Raw genomic sequence first — 17,586 nt, 5'->3', positions numbered from 1 at the left:
TTGATTTTTTGAAACAAAATCTTTATTATACAAAGTATGATATTAATATAATACTTCTTATACCTTTTTAACATGTTGACACCTATGATTTACTTCAATATGCCTATTGTAAGTAGGGGCTTTTTTATTATTCACACTAATAGTAGGTATTTACTTTAGCAGAAAAAAAACCACTTTTCGAGAATATGCAGTGGGGAATAAGCAGTTTGCTACGGCTACTTTAGTGGCTACGGTGTTGGCTACTTATTACACTGCGGCAGGAATGATGCGTAATGTAGAGTATGTTCATAAAGTTGGTATTTACTGGATTATTCTTATTCTATTTGTGGATAATTTTAGTGTATGGCTCTTTAGTCATTTGATGTTACGTATGGGGCCATTTATGCAAAGCCTTTCTGTCCCAGAGATGATGGGTAATTTATATGGTACTTGGCCAAGGATTATTACGGCTCTAGTTGGTATTTGCAGTTCTATTTGCATCATTACTATGCAAATTGTCGTAATATCCCAGGTGATTACCATGTGTATCGCTCTAGATTTATTTAATTCCCACATCATTAGCATTCTTGCTACTTTAGTTCTTATTTTTTATTCTATGTTTGGAGGTGTGCGTTCGGTCACCTATACAGATGTATTGCAGTTTTTAACTTTTGCTATAATTATTCCACTTTTAGCTTGGTGTATATTCAAACAAACAGGTAAATCAATGGTAGAGGTGGTTGCTTTGTTACAAACTGAAAAAAAATTTCAATGGAATAGTCTATTGAACAGTTTATTTCACTTTGATATTAAATCATTGGGTATGTGGGCAACGATGCTATGCATTATGGTTCCTGATTTAGGGTGCCCTGCAATTATGCAAAGGGTCTATATGTGCTCTGGACCTACTCAAGCTAAAAAAGTCTTTTTGTATGTGAGTCTTTTATGTCTTTTGATCAGTGGATTTATACTTCTGATTGGTGTATTTGTTTTTATAGGGGGTGAGTCAACATTACCAGTGGAAGGTGTATGGGACTATATCATGACTAATATTTCACCCCTTTTTAAGGGGCTAGTTTGTATCAGTTTTTTAGCCATGGCTATGTCTACAGCTGATTCTTGTTTAAACGCCTGTTCGGTTATAGTTAGCAATGATATTGTAAAGATCCTACAAAAGAGAAAAAAATTTACTGATGTATACCAGTTTAAAATAGCTAGATGGGCTACTCTATTAGTGGGCCTATCCAGTATGTTTTTAACTTTTTATTCCAAAGATCTTTTGGATTTACTGATGCTATCCTTTTCTTTTTCTCTTCCAGTAATAACCTTGCCAGCTTTGTTAGCTGTTTTTGGCTTTCGGGGTACGTCTCGTACGGCTTTAATAGGTATGGGTACAGGCGCCTTGGCTATTTTAACTTGGAACAAGTGGGTTAAATCCACAACTGATATAGACGGCTCCTTTGTTTGTATGTTGGCCAATGGACTAGCTATGATGGTCGCACACTATCTACTCAAACAGCCAGATGGTACCGGTTGGCTGAAACCCGATAACGTATTTAGACAAATCCAACAAGAGGATTCCCGGAAACGCGCCGAGCGAAAAGAAGCGATTCAAAACGCTTGGGCCAATAGAAAAGCTACCTTGGCCAACTTAGCTACCTTACGCTTCATAGGGCTCTATATAATTGCTATTGCTATTCTGGGGTATTGGTTTATTAAACCCAATCGCATCTATTGGGCCATTTGTCAAGTGGTTGTAGGTGTCCTTTTTACATCTTCTAAAACTTTCTTTAGCAAAGTGCTTTCCAATTGGTTTATGGGTTTAGCTTTATTAATAGTCCTAGCTATTTATTTACCTGTAAACTTGCTTTGGGAATGGTGGTCTATGGTACACCCAATCTTTGCTATATCTCTGGCTTTAAGCCACCTTGCTTTAATCTTATGGGTATTTCCGCTTTATCTGGGTATAGGGATTACATCAGTCACATTGCTAGTAGCCATTTATCCGATCTATATTGGATTTTCTTTCTCACTATTATCTCTCCTATTTCCGTTATTGATAGTAAGTATATTTATATTTTCCATTATTATTTGCTTAAAAGTTAAAATAGGTAAGCTCACCAGCCGAAATATTTATCTAGAAGATCAAGAAAAGATTAGAGCCTCACAACAGCTAAAAGCATCCCTCTATGAGGCCGCTCTCGTTCCTTCTACACGTGCTGCTTCTCCTAAAAGGTATGGATCCATTTTAACACAAGTAGTACGTAAAGTAGAAGAATCTATTTCCTTTTTAGACAACCATACAGCTCTTTATAAAGAAGATTTCCAAACCATTATCCATAAATTTTACGATTGGATTTGCTATTTTAACAACAGAGAAGCTACCAAAGCACATGCACTATTGCAACCTACTCAAATTACTTTAGATAAACTGATTCGTACAGTAGAGGCTACTTTGTCCCAGGAGATGGATCACCCACCTAAACTACTGGTAGAAAAAGTAAGACTACCTAATAGTCGATTAAGTACTGGTATAGTATGTGATATCCATCAAGTAACCTACGCATTGGTTAAGGCTATCTTACGAATGGGTAAGCCAACTGAAACCCCACCTATTATTAACGTAGCACTCCATCCTACTGCTTTGCAATGTAAACAAGCCGATGCTATTGACAACAGTGGTCCTGTCTATATCGATTTTCAAGCTATTGCGCTAGTCATCAGTCTGGATACTGTTGATCCTGATCATCTGCCCAAGGTAAAAAAATGCTATGATAAAATAGATTATATGGATCCTAAAAAAGAAAAAGAGGCCCCACCATCTATAGACCTGGAGCAGGATACCCTATCTAGTGTAGTCCGTGTCCATTATGGCTATCTAGAAGCTGCTTTTGACCAAAAACAACCTACTATGTTGATGGTACTGCCCATAGATATTACGGATATCCTCAATAAGATGACCGCTAAATTGCCTATAGATTCCTTAACTATAGAAGCGCCTGTTACCCCTAAGGAGCAAGCGGATTCCATGATGAAACTCATGCAATTCCACGACCATATCTGTAAAGCATCTTATCATGCAGATCCTATGGATCTAAAGACCATTTCAGGTATACTTTTACTGCTCAGGAAGCATTTTGGCTTTAAGCGGCATGTCTCCGGACAATTGTTTTATGTACGGGCAGTAGGCATTGCCGAATTGGTAGTAGATTGGGCTTTTCACTCTCCTAAGGTGGTGTATGCTGCTTTGCTTTATGGATTGGTACGCCGTACCTGTTTGCCACTTTCTTATATCAAGGAACATTATAACTTAGGCGTTTATGCTTTTGTATCCAATATAATAAAAATAGATAAACGAGAAGCGTTAGACCATCCTTCTTTGCTTTATGTGCAGAATAGACTGGAAAAAGCGATTAAAGAAGAGCACTTACAACTTTCTGTACTGTTTATCAAACTAGCCGAACGGCTTTATGATTTACGCCATGCGGCTGGCTATATAGATTTAACAACAGTGAAGCATATGGCGCAAGAAACACTCAATATAGATGTGCAGATCGCTCATACATACCTGGACCCAGCAATAGGAAAAGCATTAGAAAAAGCTGCTAAAGAAGCATTGGAGCTGTGTACCGTTATCGAAAAAGACCAAAATAGTTAGGGGGTGCATATCGCCTCAAACGAGACAAAGCTTAATTGTAGCAATCTTTTGGTACACCCGAATAGTCCTTCTTGTTTTTGATTTTTTGAAACAAAATCTTTATTATACAAAGTATGATATTAATATAATACTTCTTATACCTTTTTAACGTGTTGACGCCTATGATTTACTTAAATATGCCTATTGTAATAATAGGGGCTTTTTTGGGGTTAACCTTACTAATGGGTATTTACTTTAGTAGAAAAAGAACTACTTTTCGGGAATATGCAATAGGGAATAAACAATTTGCTACGGCTACTTTGGTGGCTACGGTGTTGGCTACTTTTTTTGAAGGAGGTGGGTTAATTCGTAATGTAGAGTGTATTCATGACCTTGGTCTGTGGTTTATAGTTGTTTTGCTTATAGTGCCTTTTGGTATGTGTACTATTAGCAAATTCTCCTTACGTATGGGGCCATTCATGCAACACTTCTCAACAGCAGAGACAATGGGTAGCATCTATGGTAGATATCCAAGATGTATAACTGTATTGGTGAGTATTTGTCGCAACATCATTCTAATTACTTCTCAAATCATCATAATGTCCCATGCTATTAGTATGTGCGTAACCTCAGCTAACCCATATATAATACCAATATTTTCTACCTTAATCCTTATTTTCTATTCTATGTTTGGAGGAGTTCGCGCCGTTACTTTTACGGATGTGTTTCAATTTATAACTTTTTCAATTATTATTCCACTTCTTTCTTGGCTTATGTTTGTAAATGTAGGAAAACCTGCTCCAACAATTATTCCCATAGTGCAAACTTACACTAAATTTCAGTTTACTCAACTATTTAACACAAAACTAATGGCTATGGTGCTACTTTTGCTAGCTGATATGTCAAGTAATATAGTAGAACCCGCTCTTATGCAACGCGTTTATATGGCTTCTAGTCCCACTCAGGCCCAAAAAGTTTTTTGGCATGCTTCTGTTTTTGGCTGTATGATTCAGGTTTTTATAATTGTAATCGGTTTATTTACTTTTGTGTCGGCACCAGATTTACCCAAAGAAGAGATATGGAGTTATATAGTAACCCATATCCCTCCTCTTTTTAAGGGTTTTATTACGATTAGTTTGCTCGCTATGGCAATGTCTACAGCTGATTCTGCTTTAAATACTTGTTCGGTTATGATCGCGCATGATATCGTACAGAGCCTACAAAAAGAAATTTCTGATGCCCGTAAGCTTAAAATAGCTAAAACTACGACACTCATAATTGGTCTATTATCTATGATGGTAGCTTTTAAGTACAAAGATCTGTTGAAATTAGTGTATTGGTCCCTTGATTGCAAGGTACCTATATTAACCGCTCCCTTTATTTTAGCTATTTTGGGTTTCCGAACTGGCTCTTTTACAGCCTTGATCGGTATGGCTACCGGTCTACTTACTATTGTGGCCTGGAACATATGGATTGAACCTATAATAGAAATAGATGGAGCTTTCCCTTGTATGCTAGCCAATGGCCTGGCTATGCTAGCAGCCCACTATCTCTTGAAACAGCCAGATGGTACCGGTTGGGTGAAACCCGATAACACTTTTAGACAAATCCAACAAGAGGATTCCCGGAAGCGTGCGGAACGAAAAGAAGCCATTAGGAATTCCTGGAAAAATAAAAAAATGACCTTAACCAATCTAAAACCCAGCCATTCTACAATAGCATATATAGGATGTTATCTTTTCATGACTGGATTACTATATTATTTTGTAACGCGTATTACAAATCATTTTTATTGGCTTATGTTCCATATTATTGGATCAGCTTGCTGCTTAGGCTATCCATTTTTCTATGCTATTTCGAAAAAAGTAAGAGCCATTCCAAACTGGTTTATTGGCCTAATTTGGCTAATAATTTTATCGGTTTATCTTCCCTTAAATATACTTTGGGGCTGGTCGCATTCGCTAGAGCCCAACTTTAACCTTTCTTTGTCTTTAAGCCATCTTGCTGTAATTTTATGGATGTTGCCGCTCTATGTTGGTATAAGTGTTGTATCCGTTACTGTATTGGTGTCCATCATACATCCGGTTTATACTGGATTCTCGCATCCAGTATTATGCTCCTTATTGGAAATATTTATAGCAGGCCTATTCCTACTGTCCATTATTATTTGTTTGAAAACACAAATAAATAAGCTTACCAGCCGAAATATTTATCTAGAAGATCAAGAAAAGATTAGAGCCTCACAACAGCTAAAAGCATCCCTCTATGAGGCCGCTCTGGTTCCTTCTACACGTACTGCTTCTCCTAAAAGGTATGGATCCATTTTAACACAAGTAGTACGTAAAGTAGAAGAATCTATTTCCTTTTTAGACAACCATACAGCTCTTTATAAAGAAGATTTCCAAACCATTATCCATAAATTTTACGATTGGATTTACTATTTTAACAGCAGAGAAACTGCCAACGCCCATACACTATTGCAACCTACTCAAATTACTTTAGATAAGCTGATTGGTACAATAGAAGTTACTTTGTCTCAGAAGACAGATCATCCACCTAAATTACTGGTAGAAAAAGAAAGACCTCCTAGTAATCAATTAAGTACCGATATAATATGTGATATCGATCAAATAACCTACGCATTGGTTAAGGCTATTTTACGGATTGGTAAACACACAGAAACCATTCCACCCATTGTTAACGTAGGACTCCATCCTACCACTTTGCAAGTTAAACAAGACGATGCTATTGACAACAGTGGTCCTGTCTATATGGATTTTCAAGCTATTGCACTAGTCATTAGTCTGGCCACTTCTGATCCTGATAATCTCCCCAAAGTAAAAAAATGCTATGATGAAATAGATTATACAGACCTTAAAAAAAAGCCGCCACCATCTATAGACCTGGAGCAAGATACCTTATCTAGTGTAGTCCGTGCCCATTATGGCTATCTAGAAGCTTTTTTTGACCAAAAACCTACTATGTTGATGGTACTTCCCATAAATGTTAGCGATATTCTGGATAAAATGACGGCTAAATTGCCTATAGATTCCTTAACTATAGAAGCGCCTGCTACCCCTAAGGAGCAAGCCGACTCGATGATAAAGCTCATGCAATTCCATGACCATATCTGTACATCACCGTGTAAAAGAGATTCTATTGATGTAAAAACCATTTTAGGTATACTTTTATTACTCAGGAAGCACTTTAGCTTTAAGCGGCATGTCTGCGGACAATTATTTTATGTACGGGCAGTAGGCATTGCCGAATTGGTAGTAGATTGGACTTTTCACTCCCCTAAAGCAGTTTACGCTGCTTTACTCTATGGATTGGTGCGTCATATCTGTTTGCCTCTTTCTTATGTTAAGGAACATTATAACTTAGGCGTCTATGCTTTTGTATCTAATCTAATAAAAATAGATAAACGGGAAGCGCTAAAACACCCTTCTTTGCTTTATGTACAGCATAGACTAGCACAAGCGATTAAAGAAGAACATCTACACCTTTCTGTGCTGTTTATCAAACTGGCCGAACGGCTTTATGACCTACGCCATGCGGCTGGCTATATCTATTTAACAGAGATGAAGCATATGGCGCAAGAAACACTCAATATAGATGTACAAATAGCCAATATATACCTGGATCCAGCCATAGGACAAGCATTAGAAAAAGCTGCTAAAGAGGCATTAGAGCTGTTTATCCAAAAAGACGAAAATAGTTAGGGGGTGTACAAGACAATATGGTTAGATTACATCTAAACTGCTTTTGCATCGCCCAAAATTTCTTGAACAATTTTTGCTTCAAAAAAAGGATATTTTATCCCTTTGATTTCTTCATAATATTGATGGCCTTTCCCTGCTATTAAAATTAGATCGTTTGCGTGCGCCAGTAAACAAGCTGTTTTAATCGCCATCGCTCTATCTACGATATGGAGCACTTTCGGAAAGGCTGCTTTAGGTACACCTTGTTGCATCGCATTGATAATTTCTTGTGGATCTTCTTGTCTTGGATTATCACTCGTAAATATAGCGATATCACTATTTTGAGATAGAATCTTTCCAATGATTGCCCGTTTTTGTTGGTCACGATTGCCTCCACACCCCATAATGGCAATAAGCCTGCTGCCAGCAGGGCGGATGGCATGCAACGTATCCATTACTTTTTGAAGGGCATCTGGCGTATGGGCATAGTCTATTATAACTTGTTGCGATTTTCCATGGTGCACCCGATTCATTCTTCCCAAAACAGGAGGAATTGCTGAAAGCGCTACCAAACTTTCTTCGTTGTTTAATCCCAATAACTGAGCGGTACCATAAGCAGCCAACAGATTACTGGCATTAAATGCACCCAGTAGTTGAAACCATATCGATTGATGGGCTAAGGGTAAGGCTAACTCTAGCCCATGTAAAGTATTGGTCACTATTTTTGCTCTAAAATCAGCAACGTCTCGAAGTGAAAAAGTAAACTTTTGAGCCTTACAATTCTGAAGCAGTACCGGACTGTGTTTGTCTTGCTGGTTCATAAGGGCAAAAGCAGTAGCAGGCAAATGGTCAAATAGTTTTTTTTTAGCCTGAATATATTGTGAAAAGTTAAGATGATAGTCCAAATGTTCATGGGTAATATTGGTAAAAATAGCACCTCTAAAATAGAGGCCTGCTAACCTTTCTTGGACTATAGCATGTGAACTTGCTTCCATAAAACAATATTGGCAACCCGATGCTACCATAAGATGCAAGAATGACTGCAATTGCAAAGGATCTGGCGTGGTATGGCTAGCGGGATAGGTTTGATCTAAAACCTTATTGTATATAGTAGAAAACATACCAGCTTTATAGCCCATTTTGCGCACCACATGATACAATAAGTGTACAATAGTGGTTTTACCATTTGTACCAGTAACTGCTACCAAAGTTAGTTTTTTACTGGGCTGTTCGTAAAAATTAGCAGCCATGATCCCCAGTGCTTTAGCGGTAGAATAGACCACTATATAGGTTATATTTTCCTGAATCGACTCAGGCAGCCATTCGCATACAACAACGCTACTACCTGCTGCTATGGCCATTGATATGTAGCCATGTCCATCCAATTGGCTACCATTTATAGCAATAAAACAAGAATGGGGTACTGCTTTACGGCTATCAAAACAAATACTTTGTACAGATAGGTCAGTTGAACCCCATATTTTTTTTACAGAAATACCTACTAGAAGCTGTTGAAGATGGTGCATGATTACTTTAATAAAATAGTCATATGGTTATCCATTACTTTAGATTGTTTGGATACTGTACCATGTATATTACCCACTACTGTAACTTTAAGGCCATGTTCTTCTAATAAAAAGAGTGCATCACGTAGCTTCATATGCAATACATAGGGTACTTCTTTTGGAGATGGATTGTGGCATGGCTGAAAGTTTACACCTGTAGGACTGATCTGCATACTGCCCCAATTTGGGACTATATCATGTTCAGGTAGAGGGAAATGCAAAGATTGGTATAAAAAACGGAGTTCATGGGTATTCCCTACATTAGAAAGTAAGGTTGGATATGGCCCTACAGACCCATTAATGGGTTTTCTTGCCTGCAAATCTTTCCCAGCTATTCTATCCACAATATTTTTAAATATAGGTGCAGGTACTTCTGAACCAAAACGAAAGGTTGCACCTTGCGGATCATCTACTACAATAATGCAACTATAATAGGGACGATCTGCTGGAAAATAACCAGCAAATGAGGTCAGGTGGTGGTCGGTATACCTTCCATTCACCAATTTTTGAGCAGTACCTGTCTTTCCAGCTATTTTATAAAATCCATGCTTAATGCGTTGTGCAAGCCCCTTTTCTACCGTCCCCTCTAACATAACTTGTAGCTTATGCAAGGTTTCATCTGAACAGATCTTTTCTTTTAAGACCGTGATTGGAAAATTTTTAATGACGCCATGGGCTAATTGTATATGTTGCACAAACATAGGTTTGACCATTTTACCATTATTGGCTACTGCGTTATACAGTACCAACATCTGAAGTGGGGTTACCTGTAAGTTGTAACCAATAGAAAGCCATGGAAGTGCTACGCCACTCCACATTTTGCTTTTAGGAGTAATCATATAAGGTTTTCCTTCTCCAGCTAGCTCAATCCCTAATGGTTGGTGCATACCCAACTGCTCCATATAATGCATAAATTTTTGAGGATCTGCACCAAAAATTTGATTAATCGCCATAGATATACCCACATTAGATGATTTTTCAAATACTTCTTGCAGGGTAAGCAACCCATATCCTCCTTTTTTAACATCTTTCATCGGTCTGTTATAAAATCGCACTACCCCCTGACCCGTATCTATTGGCTTAGCAAGCGGCCATCTGGTTTCTTCTAATAAAGCCAACATAGATGCCAACTTAAAAATTGAACCCGGTTCTACTCTACCTTGATTGCCTATGGCATAGTTATAGGCTTCTATGTATCTTCCAGATTCTGTGCGAGATAAATTAGCAATTGCTTTAATAGCCCCAGTAGAAACCTCCATTACAATTGCACAACCGTTTTGCGCATTTGTTTGCTCAAGAACGGTTAACAAACTGCTCTGGGCTACATCTTGTAAATTGATATCTAGTGTAGTTACCAAATCACATCCATGTATAGGTGGTATCACGGTACCTTCGGGAACCCTTTTCCAATTGCCACCTACCACTTTCTGATAAAGTGTCTTTTCATCTACTCCTTTCTTGCCACCTACTACTTTCTGATAAAGTGCTTTTCCATCTACTCCTTTTAATGCTTGGTTAAAGGAATATTCTAGACCATAGCCATGTGTTTCCCTGTCCATGCCAATGGTACGCCTGGCCAATTCTTTAAAGGGATTGTACCGTTTGTATTGCGCTTGAAAAATCACCCCTCCCTTAAACCTACCTTGACTAAAAATAGGCCAACGACTCATCATCTTCTTTTCTTCATAGGTGATGTATCCTTGATCCAACAGTAGGTATCTCCGTTTTCTGGCACGCGCATCTATAATTAACTTTTTGTAGTAATCAGGAGGATGCGTTTTATAAAAATCAGACAATGCTTGGCTAAGTGGATCTATTCCTGTCTTAAAACAGAGATCTGAAGCCAGAACAGGGTCTAAAGCAACCCTATAAAAGGGAAGAGAAGTGGCCAATAAAGCGCCATCATCGGCATAAATATTACCTCTGGTGGCCAGAATAGGTCTATATTCTAATTGTGCCACTTTGGCACGATGGCGCCACTTATCTACTTCTAAAAACTGTAAATGTACTATTTTCCATATAACGACGCCGACAAAAAATACAACAAAAAGAAAAACTATTCTGGCACGTAATAAAATTGCCTTAGTATGCGTCACTTTTTTTATTGGCTTTAATGGTGTAAGGGGGGGTTTTACTTTCATAAATGGCCAATGGTGCAACCTTTTTAGCTACTTCAGATTGCTTACTGTCAAACATATAACTAGACTGTAACTGCATATGTTTCACACGAAGCCCATCTACTATAGGCTGAAGCTGATGGATTCTATGCAAAATCTTTTCATGGTAATGCGTATTCCAAACATAAAGCAATCCTAAAAAGAAAAGGTATAACAGACGAAATACATAATAAGGCGTATCTAAAGAGATGCCTTTTAAACCCAACTTTTTTTCTAACCGACCAAATAAAGTGAATCTTTTAATAGGTTTATAGGTATTTTCCTTTCTACCATTAACATCCATAACTTTTTAAAAATCTACTTTTTTATCAGCTCTAATACAAAAAAATAAGACGGACCTCATTAAAATTTTGATAAGATTATTTAGACAAATTTTGATATTTCCTCCTAATATAATCCTTATAGGGTTGCGTAGATATAGGATGACCGGTAACACGTTGCATAATTTCCATGGGATTATACATTCTACCAAATTGATGAATATGGTCATACAACCAATCCTTCATAAAGGAAAATGATCCTTCCCTTACTTTTAGATCCCAGTCTGGAAAAGATTGAACAAAAGCAGCAAAGTATTGAACCGCATAGATATTACCCAATGCATAAGTTGGAAAATAACCAAAATAACCTGAAGACCAATGAATATCTTGTAAACATCCTTCCGCATCATTTTTAGGTGTAATCCCCAAAAGCGCTTGCATCTTCACATTCCACATCTCTGGCACATCTGATACATCCATGGTCCCTTCTATCAATGCTTTTTCTAGCTCAAACCTAAGGATAATATGCAATGGATAGGTTACTTCGTCCGCATAAATACGAATAAAAGAAGTCTGTACATGATTGATGTGTTGGTAAAAATCAGCAAGTGATAGCTCGTTAAAATGGAGAAAATGTTTTTGAAAGATAGGGTACATATAGGACCAAAAAGGAAGAGACTGACCTACCATCACTTCCCACCACCTGGATTGACTTTCATGGACCCCCATCGACACACTTTGGCCGTAAGGTGTAGCCCAGCCTTCTTTAGAAAGGCCCAATTCATAAAGTGCATGGCCACTTTCATGTAAAACAGCAAAAATATTCTGCAATAATCCACCTGCTAGATTTGTAGTGATCCTTACATCAGAAGGATGTATACCCGAACAAAAAGGATGTGCAGAACAGTCTAACCTAGTATTTTCACCACTAATGCCTATGGTCTTTAAGAGCAAATGGTTGAACCGCATTTGTGCTTCTTGGTGAAAACAATGGTCAAAACATACCTTATAGGGACTATCTTTTCCATCTGTTTTTTTTACGATAGCAGATAAAAAAGAAGATAGGTCTTCAAAAAGAGTGGATAAAGTAGAAGAGGTTATACCAGGTTCATACAAATCAATTAATGCATCATAGGGACTATCTACATAGCCTAGTAGATTGGCTTTCTCTCGATTAAGATTCACCACCTTTTGCAACCAAGGACGGAATAAATCAAAATCAGAAGTTGCCCTAGCCTTTTTCCATACTTCTGTTGCAGTAGTGGTAGTAGCATAGTATGCCTGAACAAAAGATTGTGGCAACTTAGTAGTCCCCTTAAAATCCTTACACCACTGCTTAAGATTGGATGCTTCTATTTTAGATAAGCCTTCTAACTTAATTTCTTCTGTATCTATATCAATCATTTCTGCCAAGGCATCTCGGTATTTACTACTGGTTGCTTCCCCATGCGCTAGGCTGGCCAGATAAGCAAGTTGCTTGGCACGTATATCAACCGCACCAGCGGGCATATAGGTTTGCTGATCCCATGATAATAGTCTTTTTGTCTGACGAAGCAACTGAATATGGCTAAATCTTTCTACAAAACTTTCGTATGTTGACATGATCTTTTGATTAAAAGTTAACCCAAGCAATCTAAAACGAATGGTATCTGCTCAATCTTTTATTATTTATGATAAAAGCGCTTTTACCCTATCCTATTCCAATCTCCACCCGAGGCGAGTAATCTAGTATATTCCTTATGAATTACCAAATGATCAGGCTGCTGAAAATTTGGGTCTTTTTGAATAATATCTTTAGCAATTCCACGTGCTACTTCTAAAATAGCACCATCTTTAGATAAATCAGCTATTTTTAAATTTAGTAGGCCACTTTGTTGCACGCCCATTAGATCTCCTGGACCACGAAGTTTAAGATCCAATTCAGCTATTTCAAATCCATTATTGGTTTTAACCATTACTTCCATTCGTTTTTTTCCTATCTTATTTAAACGATAATCGGTCATCAATATACAATATGATTGGGCACTACCACGGCCTACCCTACCACGCAGCTGATGCAATTGGGATAATCCAAATCGCTCTGCGCTTTCAATAAGGATTACTGTAGCATTGGGTACATTAATGCCCACCTCTATAACTGTTGTCGCCACTAGAATACGTGTCTCGTTTTTTTCAAAACGCTTCATTTCTATTTCTTTGGTCAAACCATCCATCTTTCCATGTACTATGCCAATAGTAGTATCTGGAAAAGCTCTAGAAACAGAGGTATAACCATCCATAAGGTTGTGGTAATCCAATACAGCAGAAGCTTCCACAAGAGGATAAACAATGTATATCTGCCTACCCAATAGAAGTTGTTCTTTTATAAGTTGAAAAACTTTTAACCGAAAATTTTCATAGTAATGTTGGGTCTTAATAGGTTTCCTCCCTGAGGGCAACTCATAAATAGTAGAAAGATCCAAGTCACCATAAAAAGTCATGGCCAAGGTCCTGGGAATAGGCGTAGCCGTCATAATCAGTATATGTGGCGCATAAGCTTGATTTTTAGTTAAAAGACCAGCACGTTGTGCAACACCAAAACGGTGTTGTTCATCTATTATAAAAAAGCCCAGTTCATTAAATGCAACTGCATCACTAAGCAACGCATGGGTACCTACCACAATAGGAAGCAAGCCTACTTTTAGCCGATATAAAATATGTTCTCTCTCTTTTTTTTTAGTACTCCCTGTCAGTAAAGCAACATTTAAATTTAGATGTTGTGCAAAAGCACGAAAGCGTTCAAAATGCTGATGGGCTAAAATCTCAGTAGGCGCCATAACGGCCACCTGTACTTTGCTGCTCACCACCATTAACATGGCCAAAAAAGCAACAATCGTTTTGCCGCTTCCCACATCACCTTGTAAGAGTCTGTTCATCTGCTTGCCAGAACGTATGTCGCGGTAGATTTCTTTAATGGCCTGCTTTTGGCCATTGGTCAAATGAAAGGGTAAGTGGCGCTGGTAAAATGTATTGAATAATGATAAATCATTAAAGATTTTACCATTTTGTTTGGTGGAATAAATCTGTTTTTGCTTAAGCAGTTTTAATTGAATATAGAATAATTCCTCAAACTTAAGTCGCCTTCGGGCCTGTCTCAGTACCGATTCGTCATTGGGGAAATGAATATTTTGAAAAGCTTCTTTTAAAGAAGATAGTTGATAACGTGTTAATAAATAGTTCGGTAAGGTTTCTTCTACCGTTGTAGAGAGCTGACTCAACAGCTTATTTTGCAGGAACGCAATTCCCTTTGTATCTAGCTGATGCCGCTTTAATTTTTCTGTAGCATGATACAGAGGCAATAAGTTATCTTTTTTTTTTTGATGACCCGCTATAAAACAAACTTCTGGGTGCATCATTTGTATCGAGCCTTGTGGTAAAAAAACAGGTTTACCCCAGATGCGGTACAATACATTTGGTTTAATTTTTTTTATAATCCAAGAAAAGTTATGGAACCATACCAATTGCAGTTGTCCGGTTTGGTCCTCAAACTGTGCCACCAGTTTCTTTTTCCCTTTGTCAATTTTTTGCAATTTAGTAACATATCCTTGTAGTTGTACACTGGAAGTAGCAGGCGTTAGCGATGCAATTGTAAAAATATGGCTTCTATCTTCGTATCGAAATGGATAATGTTTTAAGAGATCCTCATAGGTATATATACTGAGTTCATCTTTAAGCAGACGGGCTGTATCCAGTCCTGCAAGCAAAGTTATATCCCTAGAGAAAAAATCATCCATGGTCATCCCTATTTTCTATATTATCTTAATCGGCCATTATATTGCTATTCGGCACACAATAGCACCCACCCTTTACACTTTCATACTTATCCCCATCCACTCAAGAGACATTATAAATAATTTGATTTAAAATAAAGAATATTTCTATTATCTAGTGGATATGTGGAGAACATATTTTAAAAGAAAAATTATCCACAATTTTTCTTTTAAAATAATTGGTTTATCCACTGTCCATCTAGCCTTAAAACAGGTCTCTGTTTCTATTGCAAATGGTAACTTGAAAAGTTTTCAAAATCAACCTTAATAACTCAATTCTTGTCAATTGGTAGATGTTTGGCATCTAGTATATATTTACTTGAATACTATGTAAATGTATTTATTTTCGACACCATATTGCATTAATATACAAATCTATTGTAAACGACTTATATGTTTATTTTACCTGAGTTTTGGCTTGTATATATATGTATTGATAATCAGTTTGTAAAATTTGATATAAAAACTGTTTTTTATCTATTTTTTGATTTAAAAAACAAAGATATGATATGACCATCATATGTATTTAAAAATATCTTCCTATAAAATTATGATTAAAAATGCATTAAAAAGATATTTTCTGATTTAGAGTCTGCCTAAGCAGTAAGTAAGGAAGGATTATGGATAAAAAGTCTATAACTTTTTTCTTAATAGTTTTGGTTATATCAAGTGTATAACTATTTATGGTGTTATTTTTTATATGGTTTATTTTGCTTAGGTGGTTCATAATAGGGTTTATATGTAGAATCTTTGTGTAAAAACTTTAATAACCTAAATCGTGGATTAGGATATTGTACTAAAATATATGTAAATCAATTATATTAATCCATAGTTCAGGTTAATAGATAGTAAGTCTGTTCCAAATACAGTTATACATTTTTTTGAAGCACATATTCATGAATTAAGAAGTTGATCATGAAACGAGGCTTAAAGAAATATGTTTAGCTACTATTAAGACGAAAAATGAACAGGAGTTGTTTAAAAAAGGATTCTTAGAAGTCTTATCTATCATGGATAAATAGTGGATGGAACTACGAGAAGAAATGGATGCTTTGTACTTTGTTTAAGAGCCTGTAAACGATTTTGTGTAAGTGCCATTTTTTAAGAAACTCTTCCTTCAAATTCTATAGCGAATCGATTGATAGCGGCTCTCCAATCATGTAGAGCCATAGTCCACTTTTGTGATGCTTTTTGTATAGCTAAATATACCACTTTTAATGCAGATTGGTCATTAGGAAAAAATTTACGGTTATTGATCGATTTTCTAATCACACTATTAAGTGATTCTATCGCATTAGTGGTATAAATAATTTTTCGTATTTCATCAGGATAGTCGAAAATAGTTATAATATTACTCCAATTTTTATGCCATGAACGACTAATGGCTGGATACTTTTTATCCCATTTTTCACTAAAAATAAGAAGCTCTTCTTCCTCTTGATCAATAGAAATAGCCCGATAAATAAGTTTAAGATCCGATGCGACGGACTTCATATCCTTATAGGATACATAACGTAAGGAATTACGAATAAGATGAACAATGCATAACTGGATTTTGGTTTTTGGAAATACTGTATTAATAGCATCTGGAAATCCAGTTAATCCATCAACACAATCAATAAAAATATCCTTAATGCCACGATTACTTAATTCAGTTAATACGGGATAGCCAAAATTTTGCTTCTTCAGTTTCTGCTATCCACAAACCAAGTAATTCTTTTTGGCCTTGACAATTAATGGCTAATGCCAAATAAATTGATTTATTTATTACGCGTTTATCTTCATGAGACTTGATAACGATACAATCTAAATACAGTATGGGGGATATACGCTTTCTAATGGACGATTCTGCCAAATAGTAATCTCCTCAATAACAGATTCAGTTACTTTCGAAATTAAACTGTGTGATACCTCTCTACCATAGAGCTCTTTGAACGTATCTGAAATATCTCGGGTGGTCATCCCTCTGGCATAAAGTGACAGAATTTGTTCATCAAAATCAGTGAACCTAGTTTGACCTTTGCGAACAATTTGAGGATCGAACGTGCTGTTTCGATCTCGTGGCCTATTAATTTCCATTTCGCCAAAATCACCCTTCAAGCGCTTAAGAGAGTAACCATTACGACTATTTCCCGTGTTCCTACCTTCTATAGAATGCTTTGAATAGCCAAGATGATCGTCTAGCTCTGCATCCATAGCACGTTCTACCGTCAGTTTTAATAGTTGCTTGCTCAGAATAGCTAAATCTTTTTCACTCTTAATAGACTTCGATAATTCTTTTAGTAGATTTGGATCTATATTTATTTGTTGTGATTCCATTGATTATGACTTATTTATTACTACCGATTATTTATAACGATAGATTTCTTAATAACAAATAAGCATTTACACAATTTTATTTACAAACTCGGACAACTTTTATTTAATTTTGTGTCCTATTTTTGTCTATTTTTTAGCC

The 17,586-nt window shown here is 36.7% G+C and carries 7 protein-coding genes and 1 pseudogene; 2 read left to right on the top strand and 6 right to left on the bottom strand.

The window, feature by feature from the left end; genetic code table 11:
* Window positions 1-190: 190 nt before the first annotated feature.
* A complete protein-coding gene (locus AL022_RS01615) occupies window positions 191-3,637 on the top strand; it encodes a sodium:solute symporter family transporter (protein WP_014934504.1) in 3,447 nt (1,148 codons plus the stop codon).
* 161 nt (window positions 3,638-3,798) lie between these two features.
* Window positions 3,799-7,338, top strand: a complete 3,540-nt coding sequence (locus tag AL022_RS01610) for a sodium:solute symporter family transporter (RefSeq protein ID WP_014934503.1) — start codon at window positions 3,799-3,801, stop codon at window positions 7,336-7,338.
* Between the two features lie 32 nt (window positions 7,339-7,370).
* Here AL022_RS01610 and AL022_RS01605 read toward each other — a convergent pair whose 3' ends face one another.
* The 6 genes and pseudogenes from AL022_RS01605 to AL022_RS01580 form a co-directional block, all read right to left on the bottom strand.
* The gene (locus AL022_RS01605; protein WP_014934502.1) at window positions 7,371-8,843 is read right to left on the bottom strand and encodes a UDP-N-acetylmuramoyl-L-alanyl-D-glutamate--2,6-diaminopimelate ligase; all 1,473 of its coding nucleotides are present in this window, start codon (window positions 8,841-8,843) and stop codon (window positions 7,371-7,373) included.
* Between the two features lie 2 nt (window positions 8,844-8,845).
* Window positions 8,846-11,023, bottom strand: a complete 2,178-nt coding sequence (locus AL022_RS01600; protein ID WP_014934501.1) for a penicillin-binding transpeptidase domain-containing protein — start codon at window positions 11,021-11,023, stop codon at window positions 8,846-8,848.
* Window positions 10,965-11,342: an FtsL-like putative cell division protein gene (locus tag AL022_RS01595; protein ID WP_014934500.1), complete on the bottom strand. Its 378-nt coding sequence runs from the start codon at window positions 11,340-11,342 to the stop codon at window positions 10,965-10,967. The genes AL022_RS01600 and AL022_RS01595 overlap by 59 nt, the downstream gene beginning before the upstream one ends.
* 76 nt (window positions 11,343-11,418) lie before the next feature.
* The gene (locus AL022_RS01590; protein ID WP_014934499.1) at window positions 11,419-12,921 is read right to left on the bottom strand and encodes a carboxypeptidase M32; all 1,503 of its coding nucleotides are present in this window, start codon (window positions 12,919-12,921) and stop codon (window positions 11,419-11,421) included.
* A gap of 83 nt (window positions 12,922-13,004) precedes the next feature.
* Window positions 13,005-15,098 (bottom strand): ATP-dependent DNA helicase RecG, encoded by a 2,094-nt coding sequence (recG, locus tag AL022_RS01585; protein ID WP_014934498.1) that lies wholly within the window; start codon window positions 15,096-15,098, stop codon window positions 13,005-13,007.
* 1,131 nt (window positions 15,099-16,229) lie between these two features.
* Window positions 16,230-17,447 (bottom strand): annotated as a pseudogene (locus AL022_RS01580) (IS256 family transposase).
* Window positions 17,448-17,586: the final 139 nt, after the last annotated feature.

Source organism: Cardinium endosymbiont cEper1 of Encarsia pergandiella (assembly GCF_000304455.1).
Lineage (GTDB): Bacteria > Bacteroidota > Bacteroidia > Cytophagales > Amoebophilaceae > Cardinium.
This window is presented reverse-complemented; position numbering and strand designations above follow the sequence as displayed.